The following is a 20,356-nucleotide window of genomic DNA, read 5'->3' on the forward strand; positions in this document are numbered from 1 at the left end:
CGCGGTGATTGAAAAAATCTGGTTTGAAAACCATCCAATAAAATACCTCTTGTGGCCGCTTTTGTGGCCACTGAGTTTATTATTTGGAACGATAAGCAAGTCAAAGCGAAAGCAATACCAAACTGGCCGCAAGCAAGCCTATAATGCGCCAATACCTGTTGTTGTGGTTGGCAATATCACTGCTGGTGGCAATGGTAAAACACCAGTTGTTGTGTGGCTTGTTGAGCAACTACAGAAAATGGGCTTTAAGCCGGGGGTTGTTTCTCGTGGTTATGGGGCAAAGGCTCCTGCCTATCCGTTAGTGCTAAAAGAAGATACGCCAGCGAAGCATTGTGGCGATGAACCTAAATTGATTCATCGCCGTACAGGAGCACCTGTTGCGGTAGATCCTGTGCGTTCAAATGCAGTGAAAGCACTGCTAGATTTGGATGTGGATATCATAATTACGGATGATGGATTACAACATTATGCGTTAGGCCGTGATATTGAGTTAGTGATTGTGGATGGGAATCGCCGGTTTGGGAATGAAAGCCTGATTCCATTAGGTCCTTTACGTGAAGGTATTGAGCGACTTAAAGAAGTCGACTTTATCATCACCAATGGCGGTCAAGCGCATACGGGCGAAATCGCAATGGCTTTAGCACCCTCTAAAGCTATTAATCTTAAGACTAAGCAACATGTGGATGTTTCGGAGTTGAAAGATCTCGTCGCATTTGCGGGCATTGGGCATCCTCCGCGTTTTTTTCATACACTAAACTCGATGAACGCAGATGTTAAAGTCACAAAAGGTTTTGCTGACCATCAAGACTTTGATCAACAAGAATTAGAAGCATTGGCTCAACAAGGGACCAATGTGATTATGACCGAGAAAGATGCCGTCAAGTGCAGCCATTATGCGCAAGATAATTGGTGGTATCTGCCTGTATCTGCCCAGTTTGAATCAAACGATGCAGAGCAAATTTTAAATAGAATAAAAGAGGTTAAAGCGGCTTATGGATCACCGTCTACTTGAGATTGTAGCTTGCCCTGTTTGCAAAGGTAAGCTGACGTACGATAAAGATAATCAAGAGTTGATCTGCAAATTGGATCGCCTTGCTTACCCGATCAAAGAGGGTATTCCAGTTCTGCTAGAGCCTGAAGCTCGCACTATGAGCATGGATGAGGGACGCTAATGTCTTTTACGGTTGTCATCCCTTCGCGCTACGCATCGAGCCGTTTGCCTGGTAAACCGCTAGCGGATATTGGTGGTAAGCCTATGGTTCAGTGGGTTTATGAACAAGCGCTGCAAGCGGGTGCGGAAGATGTCATCGTTGCAACTGATGACGAGCGTGTTGCGAAAGCGGTTTCGTCATTTGGTGGTAAAGTTTGTATGACCTCTCCCCAGCACGAATCAGGTACGGAGCGTCTTGCAGAAGTTGTTGAAAAGATGGCTATTCCGTCAGACCACATTATTGTTAATGTGCAAGGGGATGAGCCTTTGATTCCGCCGTCCATCATTCGTCAGGTTGCTGATAACTTATCAGGGTGTGAAGCCCCGATGGCGACGTTAGCTGTAGAAATAGACTCGGAAGAGGAAGTGTTCAACCCGAACGCTGTTAAAGTTGTCGCAGATGAGCAAGGCTATGCGTTGTACTTTAGTCGAGCAAGCATCCCTTGGGATCGCGATAACTTTGCTAAACAAGACAAAACCATTGCCAACCCATTAATGCGTCATATTGGTATTTATGCTTATCGAGCTGGTTTCATTAATACGTATGTCAACTGGGCACCAAGTGCATTAGAGCAGATTGAGTGTCTTGAGCAACTGCGAGTGCTTTGGTACGGTGAAAAAATTCATGTGGCGGTAGCGAAAGAAGCACCAGCGGCAGGGGTTGATACGCCCGAAGACCTAGAAGCCGTGCGCGCGATTGTTGCAAAGCAAGCGTAACAAATGCTCATATAGATTTAAGAATAAACAAGGCTCCTGAATTAGGAGCCTTTTTTGTTTTACTCGTATCGCGGTATTAGTTAAATGTTAGTGTCGTATTGGTTCCGTTTAGGGCAGGTCGCTAACACCTCTCGGTGACCGGTGTCTTTCACTTCTTGGAGAATGACATCAAAGCCCCATAATCGGTACACGTGCTTTAGAACTTCTTCGTAACTATCATCAAGTGGGATGCGGTTGTGAGGAACGTACTGCAACGTAAGCGATCGATCACCACGGACATCGACATTAAACACCTGAATGTTTGGCTCAAGATTAGATAAGTTATACTGAGCGGCTAAGGTTTCTCTAATGCGTTTATAACCCATCTCATCGTGTATAGCAGCGACTTCAATAAAGTTCTTATGGTCATCATCGTTGATCGCAAACAGCTTGAAATCACGCATTAATTTCGGAGAAAGGTATTGGCTAATAAAGCTTTCATCTTTGAAATTATGCATCGCGAAATGCACTGCATCTAACCAGTCGGTTCCTGCTAAATCTGGAAACCACTCCTTGTCCTCATCAGTTGGTTCTTCGCAGATACGCTTAATATCTCGGAACATGGCAAAGCCTAACGCGTAGGGGTTAATGCCATTAAAGTAAGGGCTGTTATAAGGTGGCTGAGCCACGACACTGGTGTGGCTATGTAAGAACTCTAGAATGAATTTTTCAGACACCAAGCCCTCATCATAAAGATGGTTGAGTATGGTGTAGTGCCAGAACGTTGCCCAGCCTTCATTCATGACTTGCGTTTGTTTTTGCGGATAAAAATACTGACTGATCTTACGGACGATCCGAACAACTTCACGCTGCCATGGCTCTAACAACGGCGCATGTTTTTCGAAGAAGTAGAGCAAATTTTCCTGAGGCTCGCTTGGGAATCGCTCTTTAATGTCTTCCTCTTTCGTCTTGGCTGTTGGTACCGTGCGCCAAAGCTCATTAACTTGAGACTGTAGGTATGCTTCGCGTTCTTCTTGTCTTGCTTTTTCCTCTGTAATTGAGATTTTCTCTGGACGCTTGTAGCGGTCTACACCAAAGTTCATTAACGCGTGACAAGAGTCGAGCAGTTTTTCCACTTCTTTTACGCCATATCGTTCTTCACACTCGGCTAAATACTTTTTGGCGAACAGCAGATAGTCGATAATAGAGCTGGCGTCAGTCCACGTTTGGAATAGGTAATTACCTTTGAAAAAAGAGTTATGGCCGTAACACGCGTGCGCTATAACGAGTGCTTGCATTGTTACCGTATTTTCTTCCATCAAATAAGCAATACAAGGGTCGGAGTTAATCACAATCTCGTAGGCTAACCCCATTTGACCATGTTTATAGTTCTGCTCTGTTTGAATGAATTTTTTACCAAATGACCAGTGGTTGTAATTGATTGGCATGCCGATACTTGAGTAGGCATCCATCATCTGTTCTGAAGTAATCACTTCTATTTGGTTAGGGTAAGTGTCTAGGCGATAATGCTCCGCGACACGCTTAATTTCTTTGTGGTATCGCTCTAACAGCTCAAATGTCCAATCTGGTCCATCTGGCAACACTTTACTGTTACGCTTTTTAGGCGCCTCTCCTGAGAGGTTTCTCGTTGCGGTATTCATCGCTAGCCTCCTTACGCCGTTTCTTTTTGGAATAGTTCACGAAAGACTGGGAAAATATCCTCCACAGAGCGAATGTTTTTCATTGCGAAATTAGGAAACTCTTCAGTGAGTTTTTCGTACTCATGCCATAGAGTTTGGTGCGATCGCCGCGTGATCTCTATGTAAGAGTAATACTGACAGTTTGGAAGTAATTTGTTCACTAACAGATCCCGGCATCTTGGCGAATCATCTGCCCAGTTGTCACCGTCGGATGCTTGAGCTGCATATATGTTCCACTGACCAATCGGGTATCGCTCTTTTACTATTTCATCCATTAACTTGAGCGCGCTAGATACAATGGTACCCCCGGTTTCTTGTGAGTAGAAAAATTCGTGCTCGTCCACTTCCTTCGCTTGGGTATGGTGGCGGATAAAGACGACTTCGACATTCTCGTAGGTACGAGTTAAGAACAAGTACAAAAGAACATAGAAGCGTTTTGCGATGTCTTTCGTTGCCTGGTCCATCGAACCGGATACGTCCATTAGACAGAACATTACCGCTTGGCTCGATGGTACCGGGCGTTTCTCATAGTTCTTGAAGCGTAAGTCGAAGGTATCGATGAACGGCACGCTTTCGATTTTCTTGCGCAGTTCTTCAATTTCAGCCTTCAAGCGGTTCTCTTCAAACTGCTGAGCAGGTTCAATATTTTTGATGCGAGCAAGTTCGTCTTCTAACTCTTTAAGAAGTCGTTTCTTACCAGCAGTCATTGCAGTACGGCGCGCAAGAGATTGTTGCAGAGAGCGTACTACGGCGATATTGGAAGGGATACCGGCAGTTTGAAAGCCTGCACGGTGCGTTTTCCATTCTGTGATTTTGGCAATTTGGTTTTTTTCTAGATTAGGCAGCTCGAGATCTTCGAACAAAATATCGAGGTACTCATCTTTTGATATTTGGAATACAAATTCGTCTTGGCCTTCTCCATCTGGACTGGCGTTCCCTTCTCCAGAGCCGCTACCTTGACCGCCACCTTTGGGACGCTCAATTTTATCACCAGTAATGAATTGGTCGTTACCGGGATGAACTCGTTCTCGAACACCACCTTTGCCTTGATGAAATATAGGCTCATTGATGTCTTTGTGAGGGATAGAGACGTCTTCGCCCGTTTCCGTATTCGTAATCGAGCGTCGATTCACTGCGTCTGCTACCGACTCTTTTATTTGCTCTTTGTGGCGCTTCAAGAAGCGCTGTCGATTAACAGCGCTCTTGTTCTTGCCATTGAGCCTTCGGTCTATAAATTGCGCCATGAAATAGCCCTCTTCATGTTTCACAAGCGACCTAACTCAATACTGGGTTAGGATGACTTACGTACTCGTAGGTACCACTCAGAAAGTAGGCGAACCTGTTTCTCGGTATAGCCTTTTTCCATCATGCGAGCGACAAAGTCGTCGTGCTTCTTCTGATCTTCAGAAGAGGTTTTCGCATTAAATGAGATAACCGGAAGTAGCTCTTCGGTATTGGAGAACATTTTCTTCTCGATTACTGTGCGCAGTTTTTCGTAGCTGGTCCAAACCGGGTTTTGACCATTGTTATTCGCTTTCGCACGAAGCACAAAGTTAACGATTTCGTTTCGGAAATCTTTCGGGTTAGAAATACCAGCTGTTTTTTCGATCTTCTCTAGCTCAGCATTCAGTGAAGAGCGATCAAATAGCTGACCAGTTTCTGGATCTCGGTACTCTTGGTCTTGAATCCAGAAGTCTGCATAGGTGACATATCGATCGAAGATGTTTTGGCCGTATTCAGAGTAAGACTCAAGATAAGCGGTCTGAATCTCTTTACCGATAAATTCAACGTATCGAGGCACTAGGTAGCCTTTCAAGAACTCGAGATATTTCTCTGCTGTTTCAGCAGGGAACTGTTCGCGCTCAACCTGTTGTTCAATCACATAGAATAGATGTACAGGGTTGGCTGCCACTTCGGTTTGGTCGAAGTTAAATACGCGTGACAAAATCTTAAAGGCAAAACGTGTTGAGAGACCGTTCATACCTTCATCGACACCAGCATAATCACGATACTCTTGATAGCTTTTTGCCTTTGGATCCGTATCTTTCAGCGTTTCACCGTCGTATACGCGCATCTTAGAGAAGATGGACGAGTTCTCGGGCTCTTTAAGCCGAGAAAGAATACTGAATTGTGCCAGAGTCTCGAGCGTGCTTGGTGAACAAGGGGCTTGAGACAACTCACTGTTTTCAAGAAGTTTTTGGTAGATTTTGACTTCTTCTGAAACACGTAGACAGTAAGGTACCTTCACAATATAAACACGGTCCAAGAACGCTTCATTGTTCTTGTTGTTACGGAAGGTCTGCCACTCAGATTCGTTTGAGTGAGCCAGAATCATACCGTCGAATGGAATCGCAGAAAGGCCTTCTGTACCGTTGAAGTTGCCTTCTTGCGTTGCTGTTAACAGCGGGTGAAGCACTTTGATTGGTGCTTTGAACATCTCAACGAATTCCATTAAACCTTGGTTTGCTTTACACAGCGCACCGGAGTAGCTGTAAGCGTCTGGATCGTCTTGCGAATAGTGTTCAAGCTTACGAATATCGACTTTACCAACCAATGATGAGATATCTTGGTTGTTTTCATCGCCTGGTTCAGTTTTGGCAATACCGATTTGGTCAAGGATAGAAGGGCGTACTTTCACTACTTTAAATTTGGTGATATCACCACCAAACTCGTGAAGACGTTTAGCGGCCCAAGGAGACATTATCGAGCGAAGATAACGGTGCTCGATGCCGTATTCTTTTTTCAAAATATCGCCATCTTCTGTGGCTTTGAATAGGCAGAATGGATGGTCATTCACTGGGCTGCGTTCGCCGTTAGCAGTAAGAACATAAATAGGCATCTGTTCCATCAGAGCCTTAAGCTTTTCTGCAAGCGAAGACTTACCGCCACCTACAGGGCCGAGTAGGTAAAGAATCTGCTTACGCTCTTCTAGGCCTTGCGCCGCATGTTTTAGGTAAGACACAATTTGTTCTATGGCATCTTCCATGCCATAAAAGTCTTTAAAGGTTTCATAACGAGAGATAACACGATTCGAGAAGATTCGGCTTAGTCTCGGATCCTTTGCCGTATCGATTATCTCTGGTTCACCAATCGCCATCAGTAGGCGTTCTGCTGCATTAGCATAAGCGCTTTTGTCATCTTTACACAGGGCTAAAAACTCCTGTAACGACATCTCTTCATCTTTTGCAGCTTCATATCTTGATTGATAGTGGTCGAAAATACTCATGTCGCTTTCCCCTTTAATAGTCAGTCTACCGACGAACGTTGATTCAGGCTTTCCACCAACAGTTATGCTCGTTGTTGTTTGAATATACGTCCTGTTATCACATTTGGTTCGTACAGAATGTAAGATTGGCGACACCAAAGACTTTGCTTTATGGACGGTTTTTTCGTTACAACGGTGAGCGGTGGATATGAATTTTTCAATCACAGCCTTTCTCTACTTAAGCCTAGTCGGGGATTTGCAATTTTGCTTAACAATTATGAATTTATTGTAAAAGTGACATTTGAATCACTCTTTTATTAAGGACGAATTTATGTCGTGAATAGGTGCAATAGAAATCAAATATTTGGCAAAGACAGAAGAGTCTCAGTGATTCGTTGTTCTACATTGAGCAAGGTAAGTGAAAGAGGTAGGAAGAGAGCAAAGTCTTAGATAAGTTTGTGACAGGGTAAATAACAAGGAGAGCGGGCGCTCTCCTCATTCTTAGACGACCATTTTATGCGCTGAAGATTTGCGCTAGTTCGTTTTCACATAAATGATACTGACGAGGGCAGTTACGCCAAGTTTGCAGCATACGGCGGTATTTATCTAGCATCGGCATTTGGCTGTTAAAGTGATGATCTGCCTTGTCAAACTGAGGGTACAAACCTTCAGAATCGATGAGAAAACGTACGTAATGTACTTGTTGCGCTTCTGAAGCGATATCAAATCCCAAGAACTTCAAGCGACGTTGATCCACGTTGCTACGATCTTCATCGTCTAGCATGTTGTAAGACTCTTGCATCGCATGATACATCTCCATAACGTCGATGATCTCACGACACTCTGCTTCTGAGAGGCAGCCGAAATCTTTGTTCAACTCTCGCATTTGTAGTTCATAACCACGTTCAACGATCGTTTGTAAGCGTTTGTATTTGGCCGCATTACTTGGATCAAGTTGAGACATAAGGTTGTATTGGTTTGATAGAATCAAACGTTGAGCGTTTGACATTTCCATGGTGACCTCACTAGATATCTAATACATTTTTAATGTGCTTAGGTTAACGCTTAAGACATGAGTGAAACATGATCTCAACACATATTTAATACTAAAAAATGGCAAGAACTGTCACTTTTGACCAGTTTGAAAACACTTATTTATGGTAATGATTGTATATGTAGTCTCGGTCTGAAAATACTCTCAGCCACTCTGGCTTGAATACGGTTAAAACCGCCAGTGCCATACCATTTAATAGACCTTCTGGAAAGGCGAGCAACGGCACAAAAACAAAGTAGTTATGTTGAATGGTTTCCCAATCGTAGTGACCAACTGATAGGTGATAAAAAGAGTTAATGATGAGGTGCAGACTTCCTGTTATCGCGCCATTGAAAAATCCAGCAACGAAGATGAAAACAAAAATGTTTCGTGGCAAGTAGTGGTAACTCAGAAGAAACACTAAGTAACTAATGAAAATCGGAATTAGGGCAGATAGAACTAACGACGTGGGTAAGAGTAGCAAGGACACATCATGTAGTAGGTGGTTGACCAACATAGCGGGAATGCTGAGTAGAAATGCCATGCGCCAACCATACATCATCGTCAGCGTTGTTAGTGCAAGAAAATGAATCTGTAATCCTTCTTTTACACCTGCTTGAGCGGCCCATAAAATACTGAAAAAGAAGAGCGTTGCAAAAACGAGGTGCTGAAATCCTTTCTCTTTTTCCAGTTTTGGCCAAACGACTTTTTTCCAATCTGGTAGGCAGTAGACTACTACTATCCAAATTGAGACAACAAGAGAGCCTAAGTTAAACAAATCCATGTTACTTCCTTCCTATGCGAACATGACGCAATCATTTCTATCGTTCTTTTTCTACCTAAATGACCGCAGAGAAACTCACTGATAAGGCTTAGATATAATCAAAAAAATACCAGCAATAAGCTGGTATTTTAAAGAGGTTAGTCTTGCGGTTCACTTAGTATTTTACGTTATCGTTGTATTGAGCAAGAATGGATTGAATTTCATCCATGGTTTCTTTCGGTGGCGGGTTTACGCCTTCGAGTGGGTATTCTAAGCCTAACGCTTCCCACTTATGAGCCCCTAATTTGTGGTAAGGAAGTAACTCGACCTTTTCGATGTTATCCATGTCTTTAATAAATTCACCAAGCATGTGTGCTGCTTCTGGGTCATCTGTGTAACCAGGCACGACGACATAGCGAATCCATGTTTTCTTTCCGATTTTTTGTAAGTAACGAGCAAAGTCCAATGTGCGTCGGTTGGATACACCGATGAGATCTTGGTGCACTTCGTCTTTCATGTGTTTGATGTCAAGCATGACTAAGTCTGTTGCATCCAGTACTTCATCGATAACATCAGTGTGCTTACGAACATAACCGTTAGTATCTAGACATGTATGAATGCCTTCGGCTTTAGCAGCGCGGAAAAAATCACGTACGAATTCCGGTTGAAGCATCGCTTCGCCGCCAGAACAAGTAACGCCACCACCTGATGCATTCATGAAGTGGCGGTAACTTTTCGCTTCGGAAATGATTTCTTCAACCGTGACTTCTTTGCCATCATGCGTGTCCCAAGTATCGCGGTTATGGCAATACTTACAGCGCATTAAACAACCTTGCAAGAAGACGATAAATCGAATACCAGGTCCGTCTACGGTACCACATGACTCAAATGAGTGAATACGACCAGCTGTTGACATCTTTTGCTCTCATTACTAGTAAATTCTAGCTGTTATTTTATTACAAAAAGCAGGGTTAAAACAGCTTTGTCGGTACTAAAGGCAAGGTTATTTGAAGAAAGAAAATAGATGGAGCCAATCTACATAAACGCTTGAACACGAGGTGGTTAATACCTACCCCGAGAACTTGCCGTGTATCTAGATTGACTTCGATGCTGGGATAATCCAGTTTTTAGAAAAAGGCGAACACGGAGAACGAGCCTGTCCCATAAACATCGGTTTGGGCTTCTTCATAATCCGGTGTTTTAATTGTAAAGGTGATGCTTGCACCGTAATTTTGGTTGTACCAAGATACCCCCGCGACGGCACTTGCTTGCCAATTTTGCAGTGTGACGTCGTATGGCGCTGACGGTTCAGGAATGCCAGGACGATCTCCTTCGATAGTCATGTCATTAAAGCGGTAACGACCTTCAAACCCGGTGAACAAGAACCAACTCGACGTATTCTGAGCGATCATACTTGCTGAAAAAGGGCTTTCGACACTGATATTGGCGGCTCCGATGCTATTCGCTAGGTTTGTACCCCAACGAAACATGACGCCTTGAGAGACATCACTACGGAAGTTACCCGCATTGATGTCGTTAATGTTGGTGATCTCCCATTGTGTTTTTTGTTCTTCGCTGCGCATCAATTTGTTAAATACGCGGTAACCAAGGCTGAACGCAACTTTATCTTCAATCTGGTAATCCCAACCTTGAGGGTCCGTCGATCCTGTTATGCCGTGAACGATTTCTTGCGCCTTTTCTGATAGCGAACTTTCACCCGTAGCTCCTATGGTGAAATTGTACCGTACAGCTTTGTCACTCGTTAGGGAAAGGTAGTTGATTTCGGTGTGTAGGTAACCGGCATATGGGCGATCATTGATTAGTGGATAATCGGCTTCAATGTCGCTTGGAGTCCACATTTTGTGGCCAAGAACCAACTCTATTTTATCGATATTGGCGTGCTCTGAGTTAGCTAGACTCAGCCATTTCCATTGGCTTTCTTGTATCAGTTGGTCTGTCGCGTACGAAAGGAATACACCATTCGTATAGTCTTGATCGACGCCAAAAATACCATCGTTGTCGATGGTAAAAGAAACCGTAGACTTAGTGGATGCTATTGCAACTGGAGAAAGAAGGGTAAGAATAATTAATTTACTAAATCTCATAGACTTTATTTGCTAACTTTTTTCGCATCATACGTAAGAATGCGGGCAAAAGTCTTTCGCGATATCACAACTTTCATTCAAGAAATAAAAAAAGGCTGATGCTACTTAGCATCAGCCTTTGTTGTATTACTAGAACGTTATTTCGCTATAGTCTTATAGAGACTCAGTGAATGTACGTGCGATTACGTCAGCTTGTTGCTCTGCAGTTAGAGAGTTGAAGCGAACAGCGTAACCAGATACACGGATTGTTAGCTGAGGGTATTTCTCTGGGTGCTTAACTGCGTCTTCTAGAGTTTCACGGTTAAGAACGTTCACGTTTAGGTGTTGGCCACCTTCGATACCCGCTTCGTGGTGGAAGTAACCATCCATCAGACCAGCAAGGTTAGCGCGTTGTGAACCCTCATCTTTACCTAGTGCGTTAGGTACGATAGAGAATGTGTAAGAGATACCATCTTGTGCGTCAGCAAACGGCAGTTTAGCAACTGAAGTTAGTGATGCTACAGCACCTTTCTCGTCACGACCGTGCATTGGGTTTGCACCTGGAGCAAATGGAGCACCAGCACGACGACCGTCAGGCGTGTTACCAGTTTTCTTACCGTAAACCACGTTTGAAGTGATAGTAAGAATTGACTGAGTAGGGATTGCATCACGGTAAGTCTTAAGCTTACGGATTTTGCCCATAAATACAGAAACAAGTTCACATGCAATGTCATCAACGCGTGGGTCGTTGTTACCGAATTTAGGGTAATCGCCTTCGATTTCGAAGTCGATTGCTAGACCGTCTTCGTCACGAATTGGCTTAACTTTTGCGTATTTAATTGCAGATAGTGAGTCAGCTGCAACAGATAGACCAGCAATACCACAAGCCATAGTACGCTTAACGTCACGGTCGTGTAGAGCCATTAGCGCCGCTTCGTAGCTGTACTTATCGTGCATGAAGTGGATAGCGTTTAGTGCAGTCACATATTGTTTCGCTAGCCAATCCATGAAGTGGTCCATTTTCTCCCACAGTTCATCGTAGTTAAGAACATCGCCTTCGATCTTAGGCATTTGCGGGCCAACTTGGATTTTTAGCTTCTCATCCACACCACCGTTGATGGTGTAAAGCATTGTTTTCGCAAGGTTCGCACGAGCACCGAAGAACTGCATTTGCTTACCAACAACCATTGGAGATACACAACATGCGATCGCGTAGTCGTCAGAGTTCATGTCTGGACGCATTAGGTCGTCATTTTCGTACTGAATAGAAGAAGTATCGATAGATACTTTCGCACAGAACTTCTTGAAGCCTTCAGGTAGTTGCTCAGACCAAAGAACAGTGATGTTTGGCTCTGGAGAAGGACCCATAGTGTATAGTGAGTTTAGGAAACGGAAGTTTGTACGAGTAACTAGCGTACGACCGTCAAGACCCATACCACCCATAGACTCAGTTGCCCAGATAGGGTCGCCAGAGAATAGATCATCGTACTCAGGAGTACGTAGGAAACGAACCATACGTAGTTTCATTACGAAGTGGTCGATCATTTCCTGAGCTTGTTCTTCAGTTAGCTTACCAGCCGCGATATCACGTTCGATGAAGATGTCTAGGAACGTAGAAGTACGACCTAGAGACATAGCCGCACCGTTTTGAGATTTAACAGCAGCTAGGTAACCGAAGTAAGTCCACTGAATAGCTTCTTGCGCAGTTTCAGCAGGACGAGAAATATCACAACCGTATTTTGCAGCCATTTCTTTGATTTGACCTAGAGCACGGTGTTGCTCTGCGATCTCTTCACGAAGCTGCATTGTCATTTGTAGGTCTTCGCCGTTCTCAAAACGCTCTTGTAGAGAAGAGAACTGCGCGAATTTATCCTTCATTAGGAAGTCAATACCGTATAGAGCAACACGACGGTAGTCACCGATGATACGACCACGACCGTATGCATCTGGAAGACCAGTCAGTACGCCAGATTTACGACACGCCATGATTTGAGGAGTGTAGATATCGAAAACGCCTTGGTTGTGAGTTTTACGGTATTCTGTGTAGATTTTTTTAACTTGTGGGTCTAGCTCGCGGTCGTAGGCTTTGCATGAACCTTCAACCATGCGGATACCACCGTTAGGGATGATCGCACGTTTTAGAGGAGCGTCAGTTTGAAGACCTACGATAGTTTCTAGGTCTTTTTCGATGTAGCCTGCATCGTGAGCAGTGATGGTAGAGATAACTGAAGTATCAAAATCAACAGGAGCGTGAGTCGCGTTCTCTTGTTTGATGCCTTCCATTACCTTAGCCCAAAGCTTGTTAGTCGCTTCAGTACCTTCAGAAACTAGGAAAGATTCGTCGCCTTCGTACGGAGTGTAGTTCTTCTGAATGAAATCACGAACGTTTACTTCGTTTTGCCAGTCGCCTGCAGCAAAACCTTCCCAAGCTTTAGCAAATTGCTCTGCCATGACATACCTACCTTTTTAGTAGAAAAAAATACGTACTGCTTCGCCGTTGAGCCAGCTATCCCCAGATAAAAGAGGGGAACAGTACACTCTTATGAATAACAATATTTATAGTCTTAAATTTACGTATTCGATTTACAAAACTATAAATATTGTCACTAGTTTTAACGTTTCTCTTTTTAAGCAACAGTTAGAGGTTAAACTAAAATTTTTTTGCAAACCTTAAACTAAATCAATAAATCCTCAAAAATCTCGATAAAAATGGGGTAGCGACGAGCGCTACCCACAAATTTCTGGACTGCTAGCTTATAGCCAAGCTTGGATGCCATACTGGCCTTCAAGCATACCAACTGCAAGCATAGCAACTAAACAGATAACAAGTACGCTTACTGGGATCACAATCTTGTCTACAAATGATAGGCGAGACGCGCGCTCTTTATCTCCAATTAAACCGTTGTTATCTAAAAGCATAGTTAGTGCCCAAGCTAGAACTGGGTTAACAACGGCAGAACCAAAGATACAAATGCCTGCTGCTTGTGAGTCTTTCGAGTCCTTCACCATCTGCATGCCAGCTTCAAGCAGTGGTAGAGATACACCAACGAGAAGAGCAACGCGCATAACTGGAGGCCATACTGCAACGTCCATAGGAAAACCAAGGATTGCAACAATAATACATAGAGAGCCTAGTAAGATGGCACCAGCAGGAATAGGGCGTTTCGCGATTGCAGCAGGGATCATGTAAGTCCCCCAAGATGATGTGATGTTACCACCACCCACTGCAGTACCGACCATTTGGCGAACGGAACACATTGTCATTGTGTCATCAACGTCCATCAGCACTTTCTCACTCTTACGTGGGTAGTTCATCTCTTGGAAGATACGGTGACCCAAGAAGTCAGGTGACCACATTGCTACCGCAAGAATGGCGAATGGTAGTGAAGCGATGAAGTGTTCCATATTAGGAAGACCAAGCATCCAACCTTCTTCTGTTGAACCCCACCAGTAGATTGGATTTAGGTTTGGAAGGCCTGTCTCGGTTACGAATTTAATATCGAAGCCTGCGCCAAGAGCCAGTGCGATTGCAAGCCCAGTGAAGGCACAAACAGGGATCGCTAGCCAGCGTTTGTTCACTTTAGCAAGGAACGCGTATAAGCCAATGGTAACCGCAAGAACAATCAGACCGATGTAACCCATGCTACCAGCGGCAACCGTATCGGATTGCAAACCAACAGCCCAAGCTTGAATAGAGTTAATTTGGCTCATGGTTCCGGTTAAACCTAGGAAAATAAGAAGGCCACCAGCCGTACCTTCAGAGGTGAGGTTAACCAGTTTTGACCCACCTTTTAAGAGGCTCAAAATCAAACCAAACACACCAATGAGAATTGCTAATGCAAGAGGGTGAGCACCAGCAAGAGCGATGGTACCAATAAGAGGGATCATTGGGCCGTGGTTGCCTGCTAGGTTGGCTTTAGGGTTAATAAAACCAGAGGCAAGTACACAGAAAAGAAGTGCAGGGATGAGCATTTCTACACGCGCAACTTCGATAGCAAAGTCCTTGCCTAAGTTTACGTGGTCCCATGCTGCAGTAAGACCTTCAGCCCAAGACATCATTACCGCAGAGTACATTGCGATAATACCGATAGTACCAGCAAGCGCTGGAACAAGGTCTTCAAGCTCAAAGCGGAAGTCACGACCTGGCAAGTTCAAGCCAAAACGACGTGGCTTCATAATTTGTAGTTCGTGGTCTAGGTAGTCTGAACGGCTTGCGAACTCAGATGCTGGACGATGAAGCTCACGGTAGCTCTTGGTCTCGATATCTGAATCAGAGTGCGTTTTGTTAACTGCGTCTGACATAGATTCCTCATATATTTAAAAGTTATGAATTCTTCATTCAATTGTGTTAATCCGCATCCTGCGGCACGCTTATGCTAGCTATTGTTAGATTTGTTACACGTCGACACTGTGCCTAAGCATAGCTAATAACTTATTGTGTTGAGGCACAAAAAAAGCCTCATCTTTTGGCAGGAGTCTAGCAAGATAGCCATTTAGGGTGATTGATTTAGATCACTTTAAGAATGGTTGTGAAATAAAACTACAGAAAGTTTCTGGCATGCGAATGAGATGCGGAGATCTTGTGTAATTTCATTACACAAGTTGCATAAAATTAGAACTTTTTGTCCTTTTGCACGAGATGCAGATTAAATGTCAATATTCACGATGATTATATAAAGCTGGCTTTATTCTTGCTTTGGACAGAGCAAAGACAATTTTTTGGCTAATCATTGCCGCTCAGTTTAGGAAAAAGACATGAAACAGCTTAAAGTACTGCCACTAGTGGCAATCATCTCAGGGTTAATGGTCGGTTGCGGCGGCGGTGGCGGCGGTGGCGGTGGTGCAGCGCCGAAAACTGCGTTTACTTTTGATTTTGCTATACCAGCAACAATGACTGAAAGTGAAGCAACTACGAAAGGTTGTACTGTATATGACCACAAAACTGAGCTGAACGGCGATAAAACGGTTTTAACCTATAGTGCAGCGTCAAAAGAGCAAGTGACCAACTATGTTATCGGTTACTACTCTGATGCCGATGGCAAAAGATCCGGAGACATTATCAAACCTACCACTGATAACTTTAAGTTTTATCTTGAAGATATCCCTGACGGCGGCTTTGTAACGTTTCAAGCAATAGAATTTAACGGCAAAGAAGCTCGCGTAAACACGTTTTCAAAAGAGTTCTTGCAAGATAAGAAACTACGTAATGCTACTTTTGCACTAAACCGAGACTCTTTGAACAAATGCTTTACTGGCGGTAACTTAGCAAGCAATAAGTTTACTAACTTAGATTACCGAAACGCTGAATCAGGTGGCGGAGATTACAACTTTGTCTCGCAAACCGATATTTTCACGTCTCCGAACCCTGATATGTTGCCTACTGATGAACTGATGGGGCTTAAAGGTGAACCAACGGCATTGTTTCAGTATGAATCAGGTTCAAGCGACAAAGCGCTTTACCAATATGGTATTGGTTCGTGGGGAACTGGTGAGATAGCCTTAGTTAGAGCGGATAATACGTCAAACATTTATTCGTCTTCTGACTATACTTACGACTCGCTCAACATTGGCTTTGTTACTAACGGCTTTGCATATGACGCGTTGAAGCTGGATAAAACGGCCGTTGAATATAATCGCCCTAGTGCAACGAATAAAGAAACTTGGGTATACATGGCGTTCTCAGAGAATCAAGTTAATGGTTGGGAGTCTCTACTTAACGAAACGATCTCTGACGGATGGGATATTGACGTTGATCCGAGTGCTTACTTAAATATTGATAACCTGCCGAACACAAAACCAAGTGTATCAACGCAAGGAAGTGCAGAGTCCGTGATTGATCTGGACATGGGCTTAACATCGTCTACTGAAGGCTTTACTCGTGTCGCTTACTTTGCAACTTCAGGCGACTACAGAGTCACACATCGCATTTTCACAACAAGTGATAGTGATTCTGTTGTTGTTCCAGAATTGCATTACTACAACTTCCCAACATCGGCCGTTAACGGTTTGAAAGTTTCAGCTTCGGACGATTTTAATCGCACTGCTTTGGTAGTGAATGAAGATAGTAATATTGATTCTAAAGTTTTCATGAGCTTCTTTTCCAATGGTGAAGCGTCAGAGCCTGAACTAGATGAAGACCTAGATGGCATCATTACTTCTGAAAAAGAAGGCTTAGAAAATGAAGTGACATTACGTACTTCAAACTCGTTGGTAGTCAGTCGTTTTAATTAATTCATTGCGACCTCGAATAGGTTTCAATTAACACTTTTGTAAATTTATTAAGCCCCTTTGAAAGGGGCTTTTTTATATTTAATATTCAACTTTTGAAGAATATGTTACTATATATTGCATATTAATTTGCCTATCGTATCTTTCTATTCGAATTATTTAGGTTAATAATTTGTTGCAAGTTTCAAGGGGCGGTGCTAATTTGTTCCGAATTAGAGAGGGCGGAGTCCCTTAATTGCAGTGACAAAAACACAGGGAGTAGGGCGCATGAATGATGTACCAGCGCTAGATATAAAAGACCTGCACAAAACATTTGGACAAAATGAAGTTTTAAAAGGCATTTCACTTGCCGCGCACAAAGGAGATGTTATCTCCATCATTGGCTCTTCCGGCTCAGGTAAGAGTACCTTTCTCAGATGTATCAACTTGCTAGAAACGCCTACCGCGGGCGAAATTTGGGTAAATGGTGAATTAATCCAAATGAAGAACAACAGAGCAGGTGAATCTGTTCCTGCTAATGAAAAGCAAGTCCAACGTATTCGCTCACGCCTGGCAATGGTTTTCCAAGGTTTCAACCTCTGGTCTCACCTAACCGTACTAGAAAACGTGATTGAGGCGCCTGTTCATGTCTTAGGCGTGCCAAAAGCTCAAGCGATTGAAAATGCAGAAGTCTTGCTTAAGAAAGTAGGCTTGTATGAGCGTAAAGATTATTACCCTGGGCACTTATCTGGCGGCCAGCAGCAACGTGCAGCTATTGCCCGTGCGCTAGCAGTTGACCCAGAGGTGATGTTGTTTGACGAGCCAACTTCTGCGCTTGACCCAGAACTTGTAGGAGAAGTTCTGGGGGTAATGAGAGATTTGGCAGATGAAGGGCGAACTATGCTGGTGGTCACGCACGAAATGGCGTTTGCGCGTGACGTATCAAACCATGTGATGTTTTTACATCAAGGCTTAGTGGAAGAACAGGGAAATCCAGCTAAGCTATTTACAAACCCGGATTCAGAACGATTACAGCAGTTTATCTCATCCATTTACTAATATTTGTTAGGCGGCAGACTATTGCCTCCTAAGCCAACACAACAAACAAAACGAAATAAAATAGCAATCACAGGAGTATGGAAATGAAAAAGTGGTTATTAGCAGCAACGATTGCTGCAACGGCAGTATCAGGTGTTGCCCAAGCGAAAGAATGGAAAACAGTTCGCTTTGGTATCGAAGGTGCTTACCCTCCGTTTAGCTGGACAGAAACTGATGGCTCAATAAAAGGCTTTGACGTAGACATGGCAAATGCACTCTGTGAAGAGATGCAAGTGAAGTGCAAAATCGTCGCTCAAGATTGGGATGGTATTATTCCTTCTCTGCTTGCACGTAAGTACGATGCCATCATCGCAGCAATGTCTATTACTGAAGAGCGCAAGAAAAAAGTCGATTTCACTGGCAAGTACGCACAAATTCCAAATAAATTTATCGCTAAGAAAGGTGCTGGTCTAGATTTTGATAATCTTAAAGATGTCAAAATTGGCGTGCAACGTGCGACGACACATGACAAGTACTTAACTGACAACTACGGCGATGATGTTGAAATTGTGCGTTATGGCTCTTTTGATGAAGCGTATCTTGATCTAGAAAATGGTCGAATTGCTGCAGTTTTAGGTGATGCGTCTGCTCTAGAAGAGGGTGTGATCAACAAAGCCGGTGGCGAAGCTTATGAGTTTGTTGGACCATCGTTAACCGATCCAAAATGGTTTGGCGAAGGTATGGGTATCGCTGTTCGTAAACAAGACAAAGATCTGACGAAGAAACTAGACGCAGCAATTATTTCACTACGTGAGAAAGGTGTTTACCAAGAAATTGCTGGTAAATACTTTAACTACGATGTGTACGGTGAATAAACCGTAATTAAGCGACCGTTGGCTTGTTCCTAGAAGTAGTCAACGGTCGATTTTTTGAGTTTAGGGATTAGGAACTCACCTATGCTAGATTTACAAGGATACGAAGCTTCGATTTTGAAAGGAGCTTTAGTAACAATAGAAGTTGCAGTGCTTTCACTCATTCTCGCCATGGTCTTAGGCATGCTTGGCGCACTAGCTAAGTTAGCGCCTTACAAATGGGCAAGGGCGATTGCCACTCTTTACACCACTGTCATTCGCGGCATTCCAGATTTGGTTCTGATGATGCTAATTTTCTTTGGTGGACAAATACTTTTAAATAACAGCCTTTACTCCATCAACGAAACGCTCAACGAGTGGTTTGCCTCGAGTGATCCAAACCATGAATGGACGTCTTACTTACCTGATTATATTGATGTCAGCCCATTTATAGCTGGTGTACTCACGATTGGTTTTATCTTTGGCGCCTACATGGCGGAGACTTTTCGTGGAGCGATCATGGCGGTGGACAAGGGTGAATTAGAAGCGGCGAAAGCTTATGGGATGAGTTCTGCTTTATCGTTTAGAAGAATCTTACTTCCTCAGATGATTCGTCATGCATTACCTGGATTTGGTAATAACTGGTTAGTGTTACTTAAGACCACAGCGTTAGTTTCCATTATTGGTCTGGATGACATGGTGAGAATGAGCTCATTGGCAGCAGGTACAACGAAAATGCCGTTCACCTTTTACATGGCTGTCGCGCTCATCTTTCTATTTTTTACCAGCGTTTCGACCGGGCTACTCAAGCTTGTTGAGCGTAAGTTCAGTATTCATGCGAGGTAAGTTATGGACTTTTCTTTGATTATTGAAAGCTTTCCAACTTATCTTCAGGGACTTTGGACAACAGTTTGGTTAGTGGGATTAGCGTTGGTTATTGGCTTGTTTGTCTCTATCCCATTAGCCGTGGCACGCAATAGTACCAATTACGCTCTAAGCTTACCTTCTTGGGGATTCATTTACTTTTTCCGTGGAACGCCGCTATTGGTTCAGCTGTATTTGATTTACTACGGCATGGATCAGTTTTTCCCTGTGAAAGATACCTTGTGGGAGAACGCTTGGTTCTGTGCTTTGGTCGCTTTTATTCTGAATACATCGGCTTACACCGCAGAAATTATTCGTGGTGCGATTAATGGTTTGCCGAAAGGTGAGGTGGAAGCTGCGAAAGCATATGGCATGAGTAAGTTTATGACATATAGACGTATTATCTTGCCGAGTGCATTGCGTCGAGCATTACCAGCTTATTCAAACGAGGTCATATTTATGCTGCACGGAAGTGCAGTCGCGGGCATCGTTACCATCATGGATTTAACTGGTGCTGCGCGTCTAGTTAACTCGCGCTACTATGCACCATTTGAGTCTTTCCTGACGGCGGGGCTGTTCTACATGGCACTGACGTTTATGATCTTGTGGTGTTTCAAAGTGGCAGAGAAGCGTTTCTTAGCTTATCTACGTCCTTTAAGCTAATTATCAATAGAGGTAATAGCACCGGAATGGGTGCTATTGCTT

At 43.6% G+C, this 20,356-nt stretch carries 17 protein-coding genes; 8 read left to right on the forward strand and 9 right to left on the reverse strand.

Annotated elements, in window-relative coordinates:
* Positions 1–4: 4 nt before the first annotated feature.
* Genes lpxK through kdsB form a run of 3 tightly spaced genes read left to right on the forward strand, consistent with a single transcriptional unit; the run spans position 5 to position 1,927 of the window.
* Positions 5–1,012: a tetraacyldisaccharide 4'-kinase gene (gene lpxK, locus R7D93_RS07210; protein WP_213868317.1), complete on the forward strand. Its 1,008-nt coding sequence runs from the start codon at positions 5–7 to the stop codon at positions 1,010–1,012.
* On the forward strand, positions 993–1,172 hold the full coding sequence (locus tag R7D93_RS07215) for a Trm112 family protein (protein ID WP_005378451.1): 180 nt from the start codon (positions 993–995) through the stop codon (positions 1,170–1,172). Before lpxK ends, R7D93_RS07215 begins: the two co-directional genes overlap by 20 nt.
* Complete coding sequence (kdsB, locus tag R7D93_RS07220) at positions 1,172–1,927, forward strand: 3-deoxy-manno-octulosonate cytidylyltransferase (protein WP_042522127.1); 756 nt, start codon at positions 1,172–1,174, stop codon at positions 1,925–1,927. The genes R7D93_RS07215 and kdsB overlap by 1 nt, the downstream gene beginning before the upstream one ends.
* 80 nt (positions 1,928–2,007) lie before the next feature.
* On the opposite strand, the gene R7D93_RS07225 is transcribed toward kdsB, so the two are convergent.
* The 9 genes from R7D93_RS07225 to R7D93_RS07265 all read right to left on the reverse strand — a co-directional run bounded on the left by R7D93_RS07225 (position 2,008) and on the right by R7D93_RS07265 (position 14,993).
* The gene (locus R7D93_RS07225) at positions 2,008–3,567 is read right to left on the reverse strand and encodes a SpoVR family protein (RefSeq protein ID WP_005378449.1); all 1,560 of its coding nucleotides are present in this window, start codon (positions 3,565–3,567) and stop codon (positions 2,008–2,010) included.
* Between the two features lie 11 nt (positions 3,568–3,578).
* Positions 3,579–4,850, reverse strand: a complete 1,272-nt coding sequence (locus R7D93_RS07230) for a YeaH/YhbH family protein (protein ID WP_005378448.1) — start codon at positions 4,848–4,850, stop codon at positions 3,579–3,581.
* Between the two features lie 47 nt (positions 4,851–4,897).
* On the reverse strand, positions 4,898–6,832 hold the full coding sequence (locus R7D93_RS07235) for a PrkA family serine protein kinase (RefSeq protein WP_005378447.1): 1,935 nt from the start codon (positions 6,830–6,832) through the stop codon (positions 4,898–4,900).
* A gap of 493 nt (positions 6,833–7,325) precedes the next feature.
* Positions 7,326–7,826: a YfbU family protein gene (locus R7D93_RS07240; protein ID WP_005378446.1), complete on the reverse strand. Its 501-nt coding sequence runs from the start codon at positions 7,824–7,826 to the stop codon at positions 7,326–7,328.
* Between the two features lie 136 nt (positions 7,827–7,962).
* On the reverse strand, positions 7,963–8,628 hold the full coding sequence (locus tag R7D93_RS07245; protein ID WP_053303246.1) for an energy-coupling factor ABC transporter permease: 666 nt from the start codon (positions 8,626–8,628) through the stop codon (positions 7,963–7,965).
* Positions 8,629–8,782: 154 nt separating this feature from the next.
* Positions 8,783–9,523 carry a pyruvate formate lyase 1-activating protein gene (pflA, locus tag R7D93_RS07250; protein WP_005378444.1) on the reverse strand — a complete coding sequence of 247 codons (741 nt, stop codon included), beginning with the start codon at positions 9,521–9,523 and terminating at the stop codon, positions 8,783–8,785.
* Positions 9,524–9,734: 211 nt separating this feature from the next.
* Complete coding sequence (locus tag R7D93_RS07255; protein WP_053303245.1) at positions 9,735–10,712, reverse strand: lipid A deacylase LpxR family protein; 978 nt, start codon at positions 10,710–10,712, stop codon at positions 9,735–9,737.
* A 153-nt stretch (positions 10,713–10,865) separates the two neighbouring features.
* The gene (pflB, locus tag R7D93_RS07260; protein ID WP_005378442.1) at positions 10,866–13,142 is read right to left on the reverse strand and encodes a formate C-acetyltransferase; all 2,277 of its coding nucleotides are present in this window, start codon (positions 13,140–13,142) and stop codon (positions 10,866–10,868) included.
* 303 nt (positions 13,143–13,445) lie between these two features.
* Positions 13,446–14,993, reverse strand: a complete 1,548-nt coding sequence (locus R7D93_RS07265) for a DUF3360 family protein (protein ID WP_005378441.1) — start codon at positions 14,991–14,993, stop codon at positions 13,446–13,448.
* Between the two features lie 453 nt (positions 14,994–15,446).
* On the opposite strand from R7D93_RS07265, the gene R7D93_RS07270 reads away from it, so the two are divergent.
* The 5 genes from R7D93_RS07270 to R7D93_RS07290 all read left to right on the forward strand — a co-directional run bounded on the left by R7D93_RS07270 (position 15,447) and on the right by R7D93_RS07290 (position 20,314).
* Positions 15,447–16,922, forward strand: a complete 1,476-nt coding sequence (locus R7D93_RS07270) for a hypothetical protein (RefSeq protein WP_017820023.1) — start codon at positions 15,447–15,449, stop codon at positions 16,920–16,922.
* A gap of 264 nt (positions 16,923–17,186) precedes the next feature.
* A complete protein-coding gene (locus R7D93_RS07275) occupies positions 17,187–17,957 on the forward strand; it encodes an ABC transporter ATP-binding protein (protein ID WP_005378438.1) in 771 nt (256 codons plus the stop codon).
* 83 nt (positions 17,958–18,040) lie between these two features.
* Positions 18,041–18,811: an ABC transporter substrate-binding protein gene (locus R7D93_RS07280; RefSeq protein ID WP_005378437.1), complete on the forward strand. Its 771-nt coding sequence runs from the start codon at positions 18,041–18,043 to the stop codon at positions 18,809–18,811.
* 81 nt (positions 18,812–18,892) lie between these two features.
* A complete protein-coding gene (locus R7D93_RS07285) occupies positions 18,893–19,633 on the forward strand; it encodes an ABC transporter permease (RefSeq protein ID WP_005378436.1) in 741 nt (246 codons plus the stop codon).
* A gap of 3 nt (positions 19,634–19,636) precedes the next feature.
* A complete protein-coding gene (locus R7D93_RS07290; protein ID WP_053349436.1) occupies positions 19,637–20,314 on the forward strand; it encodes an ABC transporter permease in 678 nt (225 codons plus the stop codon).
* Positions 20,315–20,356 lie beyond the last annotated feature (42 nt).

Source organism: Vibrio sp. YT-15 (assembly GCF_033337445.1).
Classification (GTDB): Bacteria; Pseudomonadota; Gammaproteobacteria; order Enterobacterales; family Vibrionaceae; genus Vibrio; species Vibrio alginolyticus.